Source organism: Bradyrhizobium sp. 1200_D9_N1_1 (genome assembly GCF_052075915.1).
Classification (GTDB): Bacteria; Pseudomonadota; Alphaproteobacteria; order Rhizobiales; family Xanthobacteraceae; genus Bradyrhizobium; species Bradyrhizobium diazoefficiens.
The window spans coordinates 6,338,936-6,355,926 of record NZ_CP197226.1 but is presented as its reverse complement, the minus strand read 5'-3'; the positions used below and the strand labels follow the sequence as shown (position 1 = coordinate 6,355,926).

Genomic DNA, 16,991 nt, shown 5'->3' with positions numbered 1-16,991 from the left:
AGTATGGTCATGCGCAAGCGTCTCGGCATGATCACGCCATCGTCCAACTCGGTGCTCGAGCCCGTCACCAGCGCCATGCTGCATGGCGTGGCCGATGTCACCGCGCATTTCTCACGCTTCCGCGTCACCGAGATTGCGCTGGACGCCGCCGCGCTGAGCCAGTTCGACGCCTCGGTGATGCTGCCGGCGGCGGACCTGCTGGCGGATGCGAAAGTCGACGCCATCGCCTGGAACGGCACGTCCGCAAGCTGGCTCGGCATCGGCCGCGACAGGAACCTTTGTGAGGCGATCACGGCGCGCACAGGCGTGCCCGCGACGACGTCGACGCTCGCCTGCATCGATGCCGCCCGGGCGCTCGGTGCCAAACGCGTCGGCCTGGTCTCGCCCTATACGGACGACGTGCAGCGGCGGATCGCAGAGGTGTGGGCCGAGGAGGGGATCGCCCCGCGTGCCGAGCGGCATCTTGGACTGCGCGACAATTTTTCCTTCGGCGAGGTCGCGCCGGCGACGATTGCGGGTATGATCCGCGCGGTGGCGGCGGAAGGATCGGATGCGATCGTCATCCTCTGCACCAATCTCGACGGGGCCGCGCTGGCCGCCTCGCTGGAGCGGGAACTGGATATCGCCGTGCTCGATTCGGTCGCGGTCACGCTGTGGCGGACCCTGAGCCTTGCCGGCGGCGACATTGCGGCTCTTGCGGAATGGGGCCGGATATTCCAGACAATGTCAGCCATCAAGTGACGGAGACATCAGTGACGCAGCTCGATCTCGCCATTCGCGGCGGCACCATCGTGACGGCCAGCGACGAGTTCCGCGCCGATATCGGCATCCGTGACGGCCGCATCGTCAGCATCGCCGATCATCTCGAGGGCGCGGCGCGCGAGATCGACGCGACGGGCCTGCTGGCACTGCCGGGCGGCATCGACAGCCACGTCCACATCTCGCAAGCCTCCGGCCCTGACGTGGTGATGGCTGACGACTTCGCCTCGGCGACGCGCGCGGCGGCCGCCGGCGGCAACACCATGGTGCTGCCCTTTGCGCTTCAGGAGAAGGGCACCTCGCTGCGGACCTGCGTCGAGAACTACCGCAAGCTCGCCGAAGGCGAGTGCTACATCGACACCGCCTTCCATCTCATTATCTCCGATCCGACCGCGGTCGTGCTCGGGCAGGAACTGCCGGCCCTCGTCAAGGACGGCTACACCTCGTTCAAGGTGTTCATGACCTATGACGACCTCGTGCTCAGCGACAAGCAGTTGCTCGAGGTCTTCGACGTCGCGCGCCGCGAGGAGGCGCTGGTCATGGTCCATTGCGAGGGCTACGACGCCATCCGCTTCCTGACCACCAAGCTGGAGCGCGAGGGCCATATCGCGCCCTATTATCACGGGGTCTCGCGGCCGCAGGCGGTCGAGCGCGAGGCGACCCATCGCGCCATCAGCCATGCCGAAATCGTCGGCGTCCCCATCATGATCGTCCATGTCTCCGGCCGTGAGGCGATGGAGCAGGTGCGTTGGGCTCAGCAGCGCGGATTGCCTGTTCATGCGGAGACCTGTCCGCAATACATCACGCTGACGGCCGACGACATGAAGGGCCTGAACATGGACATTACGGGCGCGAAATACGTCTGTTCGCCGCCGCCGCGCGATGCCGAAAGCCAGCAGGCGATCTGGGAGGGCATTACATCAGGCGTGTTCCAGACCTTCTCGTCCGACCACTGCCCGTTCCGCTACGACGACCCGAAGGGCAAGCTGACACCGAATTCGCGCACCTCGTTCCGCTGGGTGCCGAACGGCATCCCCGGTGTCGAGACGCGGCTGCCGATCCTGTTCTCCGAGGGCGTGTCGAAGGGAAGGATCAGCCTACAAAAATTCGTCGAGCTGACCGCGACCAACCATGCGCGCATCTACGGCCTCTATCCGCGCAAGGGCTCGATCGGTGTCGGCTTCGATGCCGATATCGTGCTGTGGGACCCCAAATTGAAGAAGCCGATCCAGCAGGCCGATCTGCATCACGGCGCGGACTACACGCCGTGGGAGGGCTTTGACGTCACAGGCTGGCCCGTCACCACGGTTGCCCGCGGCCGCGTGGTGTACGAGCACGGCAGGATCGTCGGCGACAAGGGCGCGGGCGAGGTGCTGAGCCGCGGCAAGTCCAGCCTGGTGTGATCCTCACACGATGTGAGGATCACATCGGGTCGGCGATCTCCGCCGTCAGTTCGTCGGTCCGTCGCCGCGGATGGCGAATGTCGTGGTTTTCAGCTTGGTCATGCCGAACTTGTCGAACAGCTTGTCATAGGTGCCGTCAGCGCGGATCGCGGTGAGCGCATCGGCAACGGCCTGGGCCAGCAGCTTGTCGCGGAAGGCGAGGGTGATGTCGGTGCCGGCGATGTCGCGGACCCAGATCTTTGCGATGCCCTTCTGTTCGAGCGAGTTGGCGGTCTCGTTGATGTTGAGCGCGGCCTCGAGCTGACCGGCACGCAGCGCCGCTGAGGTGGCGGTGACAGTGGTGAAGGTGCGCAGCTCGATCGGCTTCAGGCCCTTGGCCTCCATCGCGGTGCTGAACTCGCGCGCCTTGCGCTCGGTGTAGGTCGCCGATTCCACGCCCACGACGCGGCCGGCGAGATCCTCGAACTTCTCCAGCTTCAGGCTGGAGGAGGGATCGGTGTAGATGCTGATCGCCTGCTGCGCGTAGGGCACGAGGTAGAGCATCTTGGACCGCTCCTCGGTCCAGAACAGGCCGGTGTTGATGGCATCGAAGCGGCCCGAGCGCAGCGCCGGGATCATCGGCGGGAAGTCCATGCGCAGAAACACCGGCTCGACGCAGATGCGCTTGGCGATCTCGCGGGCGAGCTCGACATTGAGGCCCTGCAACTCGCCCTTGTCGTCGACGAATTGCTGCGGCGGCAGCGTCGGGTTGATCGACATCTGCCACTTCGGCGCTTCGATCAGGCTCGAGGCCGGCACCTTCGGCGTGCAGGTCTGGGCGCCGGCGGCCTGGGACAGGCCGACCAGCAGGGCGAAGGCGGAGAAGATCTTGAGAAATCGCATCTGAATACTCCGATCAAATCGTGGGTGGCAGAGGAGCCGTTCTCCGGTCCGACGTCTTCTTCATTGTCTCGTCAAATGGCCGCCGTCACGTCGCGATCGGCCTGCCGGGTCAGGATCAGCGAGGTGTGGCGGGCGGTGGTCACCACCTCATCGCGCTGGTTGAGAAGGTCGAGCGTCTCGATGACGATGCCGCGCGCGGGATTTTTGGTCGGCCGCTTCTCGACGAAACGGAAACGCACGCGCAAGCTATCGCCGGCGACGATAGGACCTTTGAATTTGACTTCGTCCCAGCCAAGCGAGGCGACCGAGGTCTCTTCGTACAGCTTCAACTCCGACTTCAGCCCTTCCATCAGCGACAGGCCGAACAGTCCGTGGCCGATCACCGCGGGAAAACCGCGCGACTTCGCATAGCCGGCATCGAGGTGGAGCGGATGATGGTCGCGCGTGACGTCGGCGAAGACTGCGATATCGGCCTCCGTCACGGTGTGCGCGGCGGTCTCGAACTCCGCGCCGAGCGCAATGTCCTCATAGCGGAGATTGATCGGGACGCTGGTGTCCATGCCCAATCCTCAGGCGACCTTGCGCGGCCGCGCCGGCAAGGCCTTGAAGCTCTGCGCGATGCCCATGGGCCCGGAGCGGAAGATGCGCGGATCCATGTCCTTCAGTTGCGGGCTAATGCGCGGCCGAAAGCCCATATGGGCGAGGATGTCCTCCTCCAGGCGGGCGCCCGGCGCGATCTCGGTCAAGGTCACGCTGCCGTTCTCCAGTTCGAACACGGCGCGCTCGGTGACATAGCTGACGTGCTGGCCGCGCTGCGCGGCAAGCGAGGCACTGAAGCTGATCTGACCAACCTGCGGCACAAACTTGCGGAAGGCGCCGTCGCGCCGGATCGCAAGGCGCCCGTTCTCGACGCCGATATCGAACTTGCCACCGGTCATGGTGCCGCTGAAGATCAATCGCTTGGCGTTCTGCGTGATGTCGATGAAGCCGCCGGAGCCGTCGCGGCGATCGCCGAAGCGGGTGACGTTGACGTTGCCGGCCTCGTCCACCTCGGCGAAGGAGAGGAAGGCGCAAGACAGCCCGCCGCCGTCGTAGAAGTCGAACTGATAGGCCTGGTCGAGAATGACGCGCGGATTGATCGCGGTGCCGAATTCGCGCGCATGGCCCGGCACGCCGCCGACCACGCCGGATTCGACCGTCAGCGTGATCAGGTCGGAGATGCCTTCCTCGGCCGCGACGTTCGGGATCATCGCGGAGATGCCGACGCCGAGATTGACGACGTCGCGCGGGCGTAGCTCGAAGGCGGCGCGGCGGGCGATCACCCGGCGCTCGGTCAGCGGATCGGGCGTGATCATCGCCTCGGGCACACGCGTTTCACCGCAGCGCGCCGGATCGTAGGCGGTGCCGTAGGTCTGCATCTGATCGGGCTCGAGCACGATATGGTCGATCAGGAAGCCGGGGATCTTGACCATCTGCGGATGGATCGAGCCGCGCTTTACGATCCGCTTGACCTGGCAGATCACGGTGCCGCCCGCATTGTGCACGGCCTGCGCGATCGAAAGATCCTCGCGCGTCGTACCCTCGTGCTCCATGCTGACATAGCCGTCTTCGTCGGCGGAGGTGCCGCGGATGATGGCGACATCGGGCGGGGCGGGGACGCGGTAGAGCAGCCACGACTGGCCGTGCAGCTCGAGCAGGTCGACCAGCGGAGCGGTGGTGCGCTTGTTCATGCGGCCGCCGTCCTGGCGCGGATCCATATAGGTGTTGAGACCGACATGGGTGAGCACGCCCGGATGTTTCGCCGCCATGGCGCGGCAGAGCTGGCTCATCACGCCTTGCGGAAAATTATAGGCGTCGATCAGCTCGTCACGAACGAGGCGCATGAACGGCACTTGCAAGCCGAAATTGCCGCCGATCACGCGCGCGACCAGGCCTTCATGGGCGAGATGGCAGAGGCCTTTCTCGGTCACGGCGCCGACGCCGGTGATGTTGATCAGGGTCAGATTGTGCGGACCCTGGCCACTGATGAAGCGCTGCTCCAGCGCGTCTAGAATGGCTTCGGCTGCCCCCGTGCCGCCATTGCCGCCGACGATCAGCGTGTCGGCATCGCGGATGAGGCGGGCGGCCTCTGCCGCCGTGATGATGCTCAGCATGATTGCACGCCCCGCATCACGCGGCCTCCTTCTCGACCTGGCGGGCGATGATGAGCCGCTGGATCTGGTTGGTGCCCTCGTAGATCTGGGCGAGGCGGACGTCGCGGAACAGCCGCTCGATGCGATATTCGCGCGAATAGCCGTTGCCGCCGTGGATCTGCAGCGCGTTGGAAACGTGCTTCATCGCCATGTCGGTCGTGAACAGTTTGGCCTGCGCCGCCTCCTTGGCGATCGGCTCGCCGGCATCGTGCAGGCGCGCGGCGTGGTGGATCAGAAGCCGCGCGGCGGCGATGTCGGTCGACATGTCCGCGAGCATGAACTGAACCGCCTGGAAGCCGATGATGGCCTGGCCGAACTGCTTGCGGTCGCGGGCATAGGCGGTGGCGTCCTCGAACGCGGCCTGCGCCATGCCGAGCGCCATCGAGGCCATCATCAGCCGGCTGAAGTTGAAATTGCTCATGGCCATCTTGAAGGCCTGGTTCTCCGGCCCCATCACACTGTCGGCCGGCAGGCGCACGTCGGAGAAGGTGATCTGGCAGTCGTCGAGGCCGTGCATGCCGAGCAGCTCCTCGTTCTTGCCGCGGGCGATGCCGGGCAGGGCGCCGTCGACCAGCAGGCAGGAGATGGAACGGTGGCCCGCCTCGCTGCCGGTGCGCGCGAACACCATGATGCGGTCGGCGACACCGCCGAGCGTCACCCAGGCCTTGGTGCCGTTGAGCCGCCAGCCGTTGCTCTCGCGCACCGCATGGGTGCGGATGCCGGCGACGTCGGAGCCATGGTCGGGCTCCGAGACGGCGGTCGCAGGAATAATGTCGCCGCTGAGAATTTTCGGGATCAGTGCCTTGTGCGCGTCGGTGCCGTGATGGTCGAAGAACAGCACCGCCTCGACGGGGATCGCGAAGGCATTGGCGACTGCGCCGGAGCATCGCGCCAGCTCCTCCATCGCGATGCAGGCCGCGACTGCATCCAGGCCGGCGCCTCCGGCGCCTTCGCGCAGGCAGATGCCGAACAGTCCGAGATCGGCCATGCCCTTGTAGAGCGTGCGGTCGAAGCGGTCCTCGCGGTCGATCGTGGCGGCGCGCGGGAGGATCTCAGCCTCCGCGAAGCGGCGCGCTGTCTCGCGCAGGGCTTTCTGGTCTTGAGAGTAGAAGCGGTCCATGGCGTGCGGCTCCCGTCAATCGCTGGCGAGCTTGGAATCGTGGGAGACCTCGCTGCGGTCGCGATCGAGGAAATAGACCGCGACGTCGTCGCCGGGCACGCCATAGGCGCTGCATACGCCGCGGGTCAGCGCGATGGCGGCGGCGCGGCGCTCGGCCTCGCTGCGGCGGAACGCATGCACCTTGAGCAGGATGCGCTGGCCGGTGGCCTGCGCGCCGAACGTGCCGGCATGGGCGTAGTCATCGGGCGCAATGTTCAGGAAATAGAGCGTGACCGTATCAGCGGTGACGCCGAACGCCGACATCAGGCCGTCGGTCACGGACTTCGCCAGCGCAGCCTTGCGCTGGTTTGGGGCTTGCGGGGCGAGCACTTCGACATAGGGCATCGATCAGACCTTCGCGGATTTGGCCGCAGATGATTTGGATGAAGATGATTTGGACTTCGCGGATCTCGCAGGGGGCGGGGCATCGAACTGGCGGCAGGAGTCGCGCTTGATCAGCCGGGCGCCGACGCGATATTCGCGAACGCCGTCATTGCCGTTGCCCTTCGCATCCATGCGTTGCAGCAACCGGTCGACGGCGAGATTGGCGAGATCGCGCGCGCCGTTGTCGACGATGCTGATGGCGGGGCGATGCCATTCGAACCACGGCATGTCCTCGTAGCAGAGCAGCGAGAGGTCGTCGGGGATCGCGATGTTCCGCTCCGCCGTCACGCGCAGCACGCCGAGCGTTGCCTCGTGGTTGGCCACGAAGATCGCGCTCGGCGGGCGAGGGAGGTCCAGCAGCTTGCGGCAGCCCGTCGCACCGGTCTCGGGGACGAAATGGCCGGCGTGAATCAATGTGTCGTCCTTGGCGATGCCGGCCTCGCGCAGCGCGCGGACATAGCCGGACAGTCGCTCGCGGCCGGACGTCGTGTCCTGGCGGCCGACGATCAACCCGATGCGCTTGTGGCCGAGCTCGATCAAATGGCGTGTGCCGAGATAGGCGCCTTGCGGATCGTCGGCGAGCACGGTCTCGAGATCGGTTGCGTCGTCGCGCCGCACCAGGCAGACGATCGGGACGTCCTTCGCCAACGCCTTGAGCTGCGGGCCGTTCTTGCCGGTGGGCACCACGATCAGCCCGTCGATACGATGGTCGACCAGCGTGGTGAGGGTGTCGCTCTCCTGCTGCGGATCGTCGCCGCCGATGCACAGAAGCATCTGATAACCCAGCGCCTTCAGGCGCGCCTGCACCACTTCGGCCATCACCTGGAACGAGGCGTTGGTGAGGTTGTGAACCAGAAGCGCGACGAGCCGCGATTGTCCGGTCTTCAGTCCGCGCGCGATGGGGTTCGGCCGATAGCCTAGCTCGCGCGCGATGCGCGTCAGGCGCTGCTGCGTGCGCTCGCTGGTCAGACCGGTTCCCGTCAGTGCGCGCGAGGCGGTACTGACCGAAACGCGGGCCGCCTGTGCCACATCTTTGAGCGTGACGGTCATCAAACCTGCCGATAGACTGCAATCGATTGCAGAAACGCTATGAGCTTATTCCACGCGGATCAAGCTCAAAAAGTGGATGGTGTTGCCCAATGCAGAGCCATTTATGCAAACGATTGCATAAGGCGTGCGGATATTCCGCAGGCGGCACCCATCGCCTGAATTCACCCGAGCACCCGGCAGTTCCCTGATGAAGACGTTCCGCGGCACCTACACCGTCATGATCACCCCGTTCACGGCAGCGGGGGAGGTCGATGTCGCAGCCTTGCGCGCCTTCGTCGACTGGCAGATCGCGGAGGGCATTCATGGGCTGATCCCGCTCGGCTCGACCGGCGAATTCCTGTCTCTCGACGACGACGAGAAGGCGCTGGTGGCGGAGGTCGTCATCGGCCAGGCCGCGGGGCGCGTGCCCGTGCTGATCGGCACCGGTGCGGAGGATACGCGCGAGGTGGTTCGCCTCAGCCGCCGTGCCGAAAAGCTGGGCGCCGACGGCGTCATGATCATTCCGCCGTTCTATTCGACGCCGACCGACGATGAGCTCGTCCATCACTACAAGACGGTGGCCGACGCGATCGCGCTGCCGATCATGGTCTACAACAACCCGGCGACCGCCAATGTCGATCTCAAGCCACAGCTCGTGGCGCGCATCGCCGAGATTGACAACTGTCTCTATATCAAGGAGTCGACGCTGGAGGTGACGCGGGTGCGCGACATCATCCGGCTCTGCGGCGACAGGATGACCGTGTTCGGCGGCATCCTCGGCTTCGAATCCTTCGTCGAGGGCGCGCAAGGCTGGGTCGCGGTGGCCTCCAATGTGGTGCCGTCCGAGATGGCGCGCATCTTCAGCCTCGTCGCAGACGAGGGCGCCATCAAGGAGGCGCGCGAGCTCTATCTGAAATATCTGCCGGTGATCGAGTTCGTCGGCGGCCAGGCCTATGTCGCCGGCAGCAAGGCGCTGCTCGGCCATATGGGCCTTGCGGTCGGCGGCCCGCGCCCGCCGCGACTGCCGCTGCCGGCCGCACAGGACGCGGCCGCGCTGGCGCTGGTCAAGTCGTTCGGTCTGGCGTGGCGCGGCGCGTCCATTGCAGCCGCTTAAACCAGGTGTGATCGATGAACCTGCTCGATGGCGTCAAGATCCTCAGCTTCAATCATTACCTCGCGGGCCCGCTGGCCGCACAGACGCTCGCCGATCTCGGCGCCGACGTCATCGCGGTCGAGCCGATCGAGGGCGCGTTTCAGCGCAACTGGGCGGTGGCCAATCATTTCGTCGCGGGTGATAGCGTCAATCACCTGGCGACCGGGCGCAACAAGCGCAGTCTCGCCGTCGATCTCAAGCATCCCGACGGCATCGCCGCGGTGAAGAAGCTGGTCGCGACCGCCGATGTCGTGATGGAAAACTTCCGGCCGGGCACCATGGCCAAGCTCGGCCTCGGCTACGACACTCTCAAGGCGATCAACCCCGGCCTGATCTATGCGGTGGCGACCGGGTTCGGATCGGAAGGTCCCTACAAGGATCGTCCCGGCCAGGATCTGCTGCTCCAGGCGATGTCGGGCCTTGCGATGCGGACGGGGCGGGCGGACGGCGAGCCGACCGCTGTCGGCGCGGTGATCGTCGATCAGCATGCGGCCTCGCTCTATGCCATGAGCATTCTCGCCGCACTGTTTGCCAGGACCAGGACGGGGAAAGGGCAGCTCGTCGAGGTCAACCTCTATCAGGCCGCCCTCGATCTCCAGGTCGAGCCGCTGACCGCCTGGCTCAATGGCGCGCCGTCGCCGACGCCACGCGGTCCGGCCGGAATTGCCGCCTGGTTCAGCCCCGGGCCTTACGGCATTCATGCGACGGCCGACGGCCATCTCGCGATCTCCATGGCGGCGCCCAAGGCGCTCGCGGCAGGGCTTGACTGCGAAGAGTTGAAGCGGTTCGGCGAGGCCGACAGTTTCTCGAAGCGCGAGGAGATCACGCGGATCGTCGCGACGCGTCTGAAGCAGAAGTCGACGGCCGATTGGCTGCCCTCGCTCGAGGCGGCGCGGATCTGGCACGCGCCGGTGCAGGATTATCGCGACCTCGAGGCCGATCCCCAGCTCAAGCATCTCGGCGTGTTCAAGAGCGCCGAGAGTGCCGGCGGCGCGCAAATCCGGATGGTGGCGCATCCCGCTCGCTATGACGGCCGGACGCCGGAGGTGCGGCTGGTGCCGCAGCGGCTAGGTGCGCAGACGCGCGAGGTGCTCGGCGAGATCGGCTACGGCGCTGCCGACATTGACGCGATGATCGCCGGCAAGGCGGTGGGAGTGGCGCGATGATCGACTTTTCAATCCCTGAGGATACGCGCCTGCTGGTCGACACCGTCCGCCGTTTCGTTGAAACAGAGGTGCAGCCGCTCGAAGACGTGGTGGAGCAGACGGCCAAGGTGCCGCCCGATGCGCTGGCGGTGACCAAGGCCAAGGCGCAGAAGCTCGGTCTTTATGCCATGAACATGCCGGCGGATGTCGGCGGCGGCGGGCTGTCCTGCGTCGAGCACTGCCTCGTCGAGGAAGAGTTCGGCAAGACCTCCGATGCGTTGATCCGCCGCGTGTTCGGCCAGGTCTATCCGATGCTGATGGCCTGCAAGGGCGATCAGGTCGAGCGTTATCTGCTGCCGACGGTGAAGGGCGACAAGATCTGCGCCATGGCGATCACCGAGCCGGGCGCCGGCTCCGACGCCGCCTCGATCAGCACGACCGCGCATCTCGAGGGCGACCAGTGGGTGCTCAACGGCACCAAGCATTTCATCAGCGACGGCGACATCGCCGATTACGTGATCCTGATGGCGCTGACCGACAAGGAGAAGCGCGCGCGGGCCGGCATCACGCTGTTTCTGGCCGATCGTGGCACGCCTGGCTTCAAGGTCGCACGCACGCAGCCGATGATGGGCCACCGCGGCTATGGCCACGCCGAGCTGGCCTTCGAGGACTGCCGCATTCCGAAAGCGGCCGTGCTCGGCGAGGTCGGCGGCGGGTTCAAGCTGATCATGCAGAGCGTGCTCCAGATCCGTCTCGCCCATATCGGGGCGCGTGCCGTCGGCATGGCGCAGCGTGCGCTCGAGATGATGCGCAAGCATGCCGGCGAGCGGCGTCAGTTCGGCCAACTCATCGGTGACTTCCAGATGGTGCAGAAACTCATCGCCGATTCCGCCACCGAGATCTTCGGTGTCAAGATGATGGTGATGAACGCCGCCTGGGACATCGATCAGGGCCGGGATGCGCGCGACAAGGTCTCGATGATCAAGGTCGCGGCCTCCGAGATGCAGGGCCGCGTCGTGGACCGCGCCATCCAGGTGTTCGGCGGCATGGGCTTCAGCAAGGACCTGCCGCTGGAGCGCATGTATCGCGACGCGCGCGTCACCCGCATCTATGACGGCACCTCCGAAATCCACCGCATGCTGGTGGCGCGCAGCACCATCAAGAATGGCTTGCAGCTCTAGGGAAACGACCGATGTCTCACGCACCTCTCAAGCCCGGCGCCGTCTTCGCCTTCCGCAAGACCATGACGGTCGCGGAGCAGGCGATGTTCACCGGCATCAGCGGCAATCTCGGCGGTCTCTATGTGGACGCCGTCCGCGCCAGGAAGGCCGGCGCCTCCAACATGGTCGCCTTCGAGCTCGCGGTCGGCGGCCTTGCCACGACCTGCCTCAGCCAGCTCGGCGGACCGACGCGGCGGATCGGCAGCATCGCGCTGAACTTCGCTGCGCCGGTGATTGTCGGCGAGTCCGTCGAGGCCAAGGCCGAGATCGTCTCGGTTGCCGGTGATGACGCGGTCTGCCGCGTCACCTGCACGCTGTCGCCCTCGGGGGCGACCGTGGTGGACGGCACCGCGACGCTGGTTCCGTTCGCGAAGGGCTGAGCCATGTACGAGCCGAAATCCTTCGACGATCTGAAGGTGAACGACAGGGTCAGCCTCAGCAAGACCATCACCGAGGCGGATGGTGCGCTCTATATTGCTGCGACCGGCGATTTCGGCCCTGTTCATGTCGACGAGGTCTACGCGGGCGCAACGCGCTTCGGCCGCAGGCTGGCGCCCGGGATCATGGTCGCCGGCCTCTGCACCAGCATCCTCACCAGCGAACTGGTCGGCACGATCGGCGTCTCTGTCGAGGACCGCTTCTGGTTCACCGGCCCGGTGTTCTACGGCGACACGCTCACCTTCGACGTCTGGATCGCCGAGCAGCACGACGAGACCCGCACCATCATCTGGGAGGCGAGCGCCCGCAACGAGGGCGGCCTCGAAGTGCTGAAGGCGCGCGCGAGCCTGAAATTTCCACGGCGGAAACCGTCATGAGCAAGCCGATGAGGAAACCTGACCTGCGCGGCGTCACGGTCGCGACCGTGCTGCCCTTCAAGGACGACAGCTCGATCGACTGGGACGGCTACGCTCGCGTGCTCGACTATTGCGCCTGTCCGGACGGAATCGCGGCCGTGTTCGTCAACGGACATGCCGGCGAGGGCGGGTCGCTCTCGGACGACGAGCGGCAGGCGGTGATCGAGCGGACGCGCAAGCACATCGGCGGCAAGCCGCTGCTTTCAGGCATCATCGCGCATTCCACCGCGGAAGCGATCCATCAGGCGCAGCTCGCGGAAGCGGCCGGCGCCGATTGTGCCGTGTTGTTCCCGCCGGCGCCGCTTGGTGGCGGTGCATCGGCGACCTCGCGAGCACCGGTGGCCTTCGTGCAGGCGGTCAGTTCCGCCATCGGCATTCCAGTGTCGATCTTCCAATATCCACTGGCGTCCGGATTTGGCTACTCACCGGAGACGCTGGCGAAGATCGCAGCGCTCGACGGCGTCATCGCCATCAAGGAGGGCAGCGACAGCATCTTCGCCTATGACGAGAATCGCCGGGCGGTGAAGCGGGCCGATCCCTCCGTTGCGATCCTGCCGTCGAACTTCAACTGGTTCCTGCCGCAGCTCGCCATCGGCGGCGACGGCATTCTCTCGGGCCTCGTCAGCCTCGCGCCGGATCTGTTCGTCGCGCTTTGGCAGGCGGCGCTCGCCGACGATCTCACCGCGCTGCGCGCGGTCAACGAGCGGCTCTATCCAATCGTCCGCGCGATCTATGGCCCGGCGCCGATCATGGACATGCACACGCGCATGAAAGTCGGGCTCAAGGCGCTCGGCTTGATCGGCAACGCCGATCCGCGGCCGCCGCTGCTGCCGGTCGTTCCGGCGTTGTGCGACGCCATCGCAACGACGCTCGGTGCGGCGCGCGCGACCGGCGACATTCGTCTGGCGTGAGGGACGAACCCATGGCCGACGAAGCCTTCATTCACATCGTGCGGGTCGACATCGATCCCGAGCACGAGGCCGCGTTCAACGCCTGGTACGAGCAGAGGCATTTTCCTGATTTGCTCGCCTGTCCCGGCTGGCTGTCCGCAAAGCGCTTCGTCTCGATCGGCGACGGGCCGAAATACGCCGCGATGTACGAAGTCGCGGGACGATGGGCGTTCGAAACGCCGGAGTTCCTGAAGGTGAAGGGCTTCGGTCCGTTCGAATCCCTGGTGAAGAACTTCATGCGAATCCAGCTCAAGCCGACGTCGGGACCGACTTGAGGGGGCGAAGACGATGCTGCCTGTCGTGTCGTGAGATCCGGCCGGCCGCATCCAACAAACATTGAGGGGAATCCCGGGCGAGGGACTGCATCGGTCATTGGCGTCTTACTGGAGGTATCACATGCTCTCGACACTGCTTCGCCTGAGTGCGGCTGCCGCGCTCGCTTTCGCATCCACGGCTGCGCATGCGGCCTGTACGCCTGGGATTACCGACGACAATCTGATTGCGCCCGGGAAGTTGCAGCTCTCGATCAATCCGACCAACCCGCCGCAGCAATTCGTCGACAAGGACGGCCAGTTGCAGGGCCTCAACGTGGAACTCGCCGCCGAGCTCGGCAAGCGGTTGTGTCTTCCGGTCGAACTCGTCCGGATGGATTTTCCGGCGATGATACCGGCCATGGCCGCGGGCCGCATCGACGGCATCGACACCGGCATGTTCTGGACCGAGGAACGTTCGAAGCTGATGTACATGGTGCCGTACGCCATTCAGGCGATTTCGGTCGTGGTTGCGCCCGACAGCGGCACAAAAATTGCTACCGAAAATGATCTGATCGGAAAAACATCCGCCGTCGAGGTCAGCACCTACCAGATGAATTGGCTCAAGAAGCTCAGCGATGCGAGCGTGGCGAAGGGCGGCGCAGCCGTCGAGATGCGGACCTTCCCCACCGCCACCAACGTCGTCAGCGCGCTGCTGGCCGGGCAGGTGGACAACGCGCTGCTCGTCGACAGCGTGGCGCGTGATCTCACCGGCCGTGGTCGCGTGAAGGAAGTATTGAGCGGGCTCGGCACGGCGCGTACCACGCTCGGTTTCCGCAACAAGACGGTGGTCGATGCCGTCGTCAAGGCGCTGAACGCCATGCGTTCCGACGGCAGCTACCAGGCGCTGTTCGACAAGTTCGGCCTGACCAGCATGCCGGCCGATCAGCCGCTTGCGATCGCCGGCCCGGGTCCGGCCTGATACCTACGGAGACGAGCCGATGAGCCATTTCAGTCCGACGGCCGCCGTCAACTACTTCTTCAACTACTTCCTGATGAAGGGGGTGCTCGTCACCATCGGCCTGACGGTGGCGGCGGTCATCGGCGGATTGATCCTCGGCATGGGCATCGCGTTGATGCGCATGTCGTCCAACCCGGTGCTGTCGGGCGCGTCGCGCTTCTACATCTGGTTCTTCCGCGGCACGCCGCTGCTGATCCAGCTCGTGGTGATCTACAGCGGCTTGCCGCAGCTGGGGATCAAGTTCTCCGTTATCACCTGCGCGCTGGTCGGCCTGATCCTCAACGAGGCGGCCTACCTCGCCGAGATCGTGCGCAGCGGCTTCATGGCCGTTTCGGCGGGACAGCGCGAAGCCGCCTGGGCGCTCAGCCTGTCGCCCTGGGTGACGTTCCGCCGGGTGACCCTGCCGCAGGCGTTCCGGCTGATGATCCCGCCGCTCGGCAACTCCATCAACTCGCTCTTGAAGGCGACGTCGCTCGCCTCGGTGATCTCGGTCGAGGAGCTCATGCGCCGCAGCGACATGCTGATGCAGGAGCATTTCCAGATCCTTGAAGTCTATGCGGCGGCCACGGCCTATTACCTGATCCTCACCTCGGTCTGGGATGCGGTTCAACGCCGGCTGGAGAAGCACTTTGGTCGGTCGAGCGCTGCGAAGTCGAGGCGCGTCGCGGCGAGGGCGCCGGTTGCGCAGGCGAGCGTGGAGGCCCGGGCATGAGCGAGATATCGATGAATGCGGCTAGCGGCGTCGAAGGTGCAACGCAGCTCCGCGATGTGCCTGCGGTTCGCATGGAGGCCGTCTACAAGCACTATGGCGACTTCACCGCGTTGAACGAGGTCGATCTCAAGGTCGCCAAAGGCGAGAAGATTGTGGTCTGCGGTCCCTCCGGCTCGGGCAAGTCGACGCTGATCCGCTGCATCAACCACATCGAGAAGCACGACGAGGGCCTGATCTACGTCAACGGCGTCGAGCTCGATCGCCAGCGCAAGAACATCGACGCGGTCAGGCGCGACACCGGCATGGTGTTCCAGAGTTTTAATCTGTTTCCGCACATGACCGTGCTGGAGAACTGCATCCTGGCCCCGATGACCGTGAACAGCATGAGCGAGGCAGAAGCCAAGGACCTCGCCATGCATTTCCTGACAAAAGTCCGCATTCCGGACCAGGCCGAAAAATTTCCCGGGCAGCTCTCGGGCGGCCAGCAGCAGCGCGTCGCCATCGCACGCGCGCTGTGCATGCGGCCGAAGATCATGCTGTTCGACGAGCCGACCTCCGCGCTGGACCCCGAGATGGTCAAGGAGGTGCTGGAGACCATGAAGAAGCTCGCGGAGGAGGGTATGACCATGCTGTGCGTGACGCACGAGATGGGCTTCGCCCGCGAGGTCGCCGACCGCATCGTGTTCATGAACGAGGGCAAGGTCGTGGAGCAGGCCGCACCGGAGGAGTTCTTCCAGCATCCGAAGTCCGAACGGGCGCGGACGTTCCTCGACCAGATCATCCATTAGCGGGCGCGGCTGCGGTGTCCGGCGAGATGACGCAAACATTCAGCGATCGCCTTCGCGGCATTCATGCCGCCACGATCGTGCCGATGACGGCTGAGTTCGAGATCGATGAGACAAGTCTGGCGGCGCATCTCGCCGCGGTCGCGTCCACGCCGGGCATCAATGGGCTCCTGGTCAACGGCCATGCCGGTGAGAATTTTGTGCTGTCGCTCGCCGAAAAACAGCGCGTGGTGGAGCTGGCGCGCGAGTACGCACCGAAAGACTGCCTGATCGTCTCTGGCGTCAATCACGAATCGAGCCTGGAGGCCGCGCGCGAGGCGGCTGTGCTGGAGCGGGCGGGCGCGGACGGGCTTCTGGTGTTTCCTCCCAACAGCTGGGCGCTCGCACACGCCGATGATTGTGTCATCGCACATCACCGCCATATCCGCGATGCCACCTCCGTGCCGCTGATGCTCTACGCCGCGCCGGTCGGTGCGGGTGCCATGGCTTATGCACCGTCGCTGCTGGAGCAACTGGTTGCCGACCCTCGCTTCGTTGCGATCAAGGAGGGCAGCTGGGAGGTCGCGACGTACGAACAGAACCTGCGGCTGATCCGCAAGCTGCGTCCGGAGTTCATCGTGCTCGGCTCCGGCGACGAACATCTGCTGACAAGCTACCTCGTCGGCTCGGCCGGCAGCCAGGTCAGCCTTGCCTGCGTCGTGCCGGAGCTTGTCGTCAGCCTCTGGAATGCGGCTGAAGCCGGTGATTGGGAGCGGGCGCGGGCCGCGCACGAGAAGCTCTATCCGCTTGCGGTCGCGATCTATCGCGATGCGCCGGGAGGACGCGCGACGGTGCGACTCAAGGCCTGCCTGAAATTGCTTGGGCGTCTCTCATGTGACGCGGCGCGACCGCCGCAGCCGCGGGCAACTTCAAATGAGTTGCGGGCACTCGAGCAAGCGCTGCGGAGCGCCGGCGCGCTCTGAAGCCTGATGGCTTTTGGTTGACTCGATCTCGCGGCGGGATCGGCCACCTCTCCCGCTTGCGGGAGAGGTCGGCGCATTTGCGCCGGGTGAGGGTTCTATCCTCTTGGGGAATCCCACCGCGGAGACACCC

At 65.4% G+C, this 16,991-nt stretch carries 19 protein-coding genes; 13 read left to right on the top strand and 6 right to left on the bottom strand.

What is annotated here, in order from left to right; translation table 11 throughout:
- Positions 1–3: 3 nt before the first annotated feature.
- Positions 4–741, top strand: coding sequence for a maleate cis-trans isomerase family protein (locus AB5K84_RS30630; protein WP_011086078.1), 738 nt, complete (start codon positions 4–6; stop codon positions 739–741).
- Positions 702–2,162, top strand: coding sequence for a dihydropyrimidinase (gene hydA, locus AB5K84_RS30625; protein WP_011086079.1), 1,461 nt, complete (start codon positions 702–704; stop codon positions 2,160–2,162). The genes AB5K84_RS30630 and hydA overlap by 40 nt, the downstream gene beginning before the upstream one ends.
- Before the next feature lie 45 nt (positions 2,163–2,207).
- Here the strand turns inward: hydA and AB5K84_RS30620 are convergent, their stop codons facing one another.
- The 6 genes from AB5K84_RS30620 to AB5K84_RS30595 form a co-directional block, all read right to left on the bottom strand.
- Positions 2,208–3,044 carry an ABC transporter substrate-binding protein gene (locus tag AB5K84_RS30620; protein ID WP_028172104.1) on the bottom strand — a complete coding sequence of 279 codons (837 nt, stop codon included), beginning with the start codon at positions 3,042–3,044 and terminating at the stop codon, positions 2,208–2,210.
- Between the two features lie 71 nt (positions 3,045–3,115).
- Positions 3,116–3,604, bottom strand: coding sequence for a MaoC family dehydratase (locus tag AB5K84_RS30615; RefSeq protein ID WP_011086081.1), 489 nt, complete (start codon positions 3,602–3,604; stop codon positions 3,116–3,118).
- A gap of 9 nt (positions 3,605–3,613) precedes the next feature.
- Positions 3,614–5,197 carry an acyl CoA:acetate/3-ketoacid CoA transferase gene (locus AB5K84_RS30610; protein ID WP_011086082.1) on the bottom strand — a complete coding sequence of 528 codons (1,584 nt, stop codon included), beginning with the start codon at positions 5,195–5,197 and terminating at the stop codon, positions 3,614–3,616.
- 16 nt (positions 5,198–5,213) lie between these two features.
- A complete protein-coding gene (locus AB5K84_RS30605; RefSeq protein WP_011086083.1) occupies positions 5,214–6,356 on the bottom strand; it encodes an acyl-CoA dehydrogenase family protein in 1,143 nt (380 codons plus the stop codon).
- 15 nt (positions 6,357–6,371) lie between these two features.
- Complete coding sequence (locus AB5K84_RS30600; RefSeq protein WP_011086084.1) at positions 6,372–6,740, bottom strand: tautomerase family protein; 369 nt, start codon at positions 6,738–6,740, stop codon at positions 6,372–6,374.
- Positions 6,741–6,743: 3 nt separating this feature from the next.
- Positions 6,744–7,829: a LacI family DNA-binding transcriptional regulator gene (locus AB5K84_RS30595; protein WP_011086085.1), complete on the bottom strand. Its 1,086-nt coding sequence runs from the start codon at positions 7,827–7,829 to the stop codon at positions 6,744–6,746.
- Between the two features lie 184 nt (positions 7,830–8,013).
- Between AB5K84_RS30595 and dapA the strand changes: the two genes are divergently transcribed.
- The 11 genes from dapA to AB5K84_RS30540 all read left to right on the top strand — a co-directional run bounded on the left by dapA (position 8,014) and on the right by AB5K84_RS30540 (position 16,861).
- Positions 8,014–8,922: a 4-hydroxy-tetrahydrodipicolinate synthase gene (dapA, locus tag AB5K84_RS30590; RefSeq protein WP_028172098.1), complete on the top strand. Its 909-nt coding sequence runs from the start codon at positions 8,014–8,016 to the stop codon at positions 8,920–8,922.
- Positions 8,923–8,936: 14 nt separating this feature from the next.
- Positions 8,937–10,127, top strand: coding sequence for a CaiB/BaiF CoA transferase family protein (locus AB5K84_RS30585; RefSeq protein WP_038966022.1), 1,191 nt, complete (start codon positions 8,937–8,939; stop codon positions 10,125–10,127).
- Positions 10,124–11,287, top strand: a complete 1,164-nt coding sequence (locus AB5K84_RS30580; protein ID WP_441232707.1) for an acyl-CoA dehydrogenase family protein — start codon at positions 10,124–10,126, stop codon at positions 11,285–11,287. Before AB5K84_RS30585 ends, AB5K84_RS30580 begins: the two co-directional genes overlap by 4 nt.
- Before the next feature lie 11 nt (positions 11,288–11,298).
- Positions 11,299–11,706 (top strand): MaoC/PaaZ C-terminal domain-containing protein, encoded by a 408-nt coding sequence (locus AB5K84_RS30575; protein WP_028172095.1) that lies wholly within the window; start codon positions 11,299–11,301, stop codon positions 11,704–11,706.
- A gap of 3 nt (positions 11,707–11,709) precedes the next feature.
- Positions 11,710–12,141: a MaoC family dehydratase gene (locus AB5K84_RS30570; RefSeq protein WP_011086090.1), complete on the top strand. Its 432-nt coding sequence runs from the start codon at positions 11,710–11,712 to the stop codon at positions 12,139–12,141.
- An 8-nt stretch (positions 12,142–12,149) separates the two neighbouring features.
- Positions 12,150–13,091, top strand: a complete 942-nt coding sequence (locus AB5K84_RS30565; RefSeq protein WP_236842210.1) for a dihydrodipicolinate synthase family protein — start codon at positions 12,150–12,152, stop codon at positions 13,089–13,091.
- A gap of 11 nt (positions 13,092–13,102) precedes the next feature.
- Positions 13,103–13,405, top strand: coding sequence for a DUF4286 family protein (locus AB5K84_RS30560; RefSeq protein ID WP_038966021.1), 303 nt, complete (start codon positions 13,103–13,105; stop codon positions 13,403–13,405).
- A 121-nt stretch (positions 13,406–13,526) separates the two neighbouring features.
- Complete coding sequence (locus tag AB5K84_RS30555; protein ID WP_011086093.1) at positions 13,527–14,363, top strand: ABC transporter substrate-binding protein; 837 nt, start codon at positions 13,527–13,529, stop codon at positions 14,361–14,363.
- A gap of 19 nt (positions 14,364–14,382) precedes the next feature.
- Positions 14,383–15,114 (top strand): amino acid ABC transporter permease, encoded by a 732-nt coding sequence (locus AB5K84_RS30550; protein ID WP_011086094.1) that lies wholly within the window; start codon positions 14,383–14,385, stop codon positions 15,112–15,114.
- Complete coding sequence (locus tag AB5K84_RS30545; RefSeq protein ID WP_011086095.1) at positions 15,111–15,902, top strand: amino acid ABC transporter ATP-binding protein; 792 nt, start codon at positions 15,111–15,113, stop codon at positions 15,900–15,902. Before AB5K84_RS30550 ends, AB5K84_RS30545 begins: the two co-directional genes overlap by 4 nt.
- A 26-nt stretch (positions 15,903–15,928) precedes the next feature.
- Positions 15,929–16,861 carry a dihydrodipicolinate synthase family protein gene (locus tag AB5K84_RS30540; RefSeq protein ID WP_038966023.1) on the top strand — a complete coding sequence of 311 codons (933 nt, stop codon included), beginning with the start codon at positions 15,929–15,931 and terminating at the stop codon, positions 16,859–16,861.
- Positions 16,862–16,991: the final 130 nt, after the last annotated feature.

Bases quoted from the DNA above. Each gene is read 5' to 3' on its own strand.
- AB5K84_RS30550 (WP_011086094.1), top strand. From the start codon at position 14,383: ATGAGCCATTTCAGTCCGACGGCCGCCGTCAACTACTTCTTCAACTAC.
- AB5K84_RS30575 (WP_028172095.1), top strand. From the start codon at position 11,299: ATGTCTCACGCACCTCTCAAGCCCGGCGCCGTCTTCGCCTTCCGCAAG.
- AB5K84_RS30585 (WP_038966022.1), top strand. From the start codon at position 8,937: ATGAACCTGCTCGATGGCGTCAAGATCCTCAGCTTCAATCATTACCTC.
- AB5K84_RS30540 (WP_038966023.1), top strand. From the start codon at position 15,929: ATGACGCAAACATTCAGCGATCGCCTTCGCGGCATTCATGCCGCCACG.
- AB5K84_RS30605 (WP_011086083.1), bottom strand. From the start codon at position 6,356: ATGGACCGCTTCTACTCTCAAGACCAGAAAGCCCTGCGCGAGACAGCG.
- AB5K84_RS30610 (WP_011086082.1), bottom strand. From the start codon at position 5,197: ATGCTGAGCATCATCACGGCGGCAGAGGCCGCCCGCCTCATCCGCGAT.
- AB5K84_RS30545 (WP_011086095.1), top strand. From the start codon at position 15,111: ATGAGCGAGATATCGATGAATGCGGCTAGCGGCGTCGAAGGTGCAACG.
- AB5K84_RS30570 (WP_011086090.1), top strand. From the start codon at position 11,710: ATGTACGAGCCGAAATCCTTCGACGATCTGAAGGTGAACGACAGGGTC.
- AB5K84_RS30560 (WP_038966021.1), top strand. From the start codon at position 13,103: ATGGCCGACGAAGCCTTCATTCACATCGTGCGGGTCGACATCGATCCC.
- AB5K84_RS30615 (WP_011086081.1), bottom strand. From the start codon at position 3,604: ATGGACACCAGCGTCCCGATCAATCTCCGCTATGAGGACATTGCGCTC.
- AB5K84_RS30630 (WP_011086078.1), top strand. From the start codon at position 4: ATGGTCATGCGCAAGCGTCTCGGCATGATCACGCCATCGTCCAACTCG.
- AB5K84_RS30595 (WP_011086085.1), bottom strand. From the start codon at position 7,829: ATGACCGTCACGCTCAAAGATGTGGCACAGGCGGCCCGCGTTTCGGTC.
- AB5K84_RS30555 (WP_011086093.1), top strand. From the start codon at position 13,527: ATGCTCTCGACACTGCTTCGCCTGAGTGCGGCTGCCGCGCTCGCTTTC.
- AB5K84_RS30565 (WP_236842210.1), top strand. From the start codon at position 12,150: ATGAGGAAACCTGACCTGCGCGGCGTCACGGTCGCGACCGTGCTGCCC.
- AB5K84_RS30600 (WP_011086084.1), bottom strand. From the start codon at position 6,740: ATGCCCTATGTCGAAGTGCTCGCCCCGCAAGCCCCAAACCAGCGCAAG.
- AB5K84_RS30580 (WP_441232707.1), top strand. From the start codon at position 10,124: ATGATCGACTTTTCAATCCCTGAGGATACGCGCCTGCTGGTCGACACC.
- hydA (WP_011086079.1), top strand. From the start codon at position 702: ATGGGGCCGGATATTCCAGACAATGTCAGCCATCAAGTGACGGAGACA.
- AB5K84_RS30620 (WP_028172104.1), bottom strand. From the start codon at position 3,044: ATGCGATTTCTCAAGATCTTCTCCGCCTTCGCCCTGCTGGTCGGCCTG.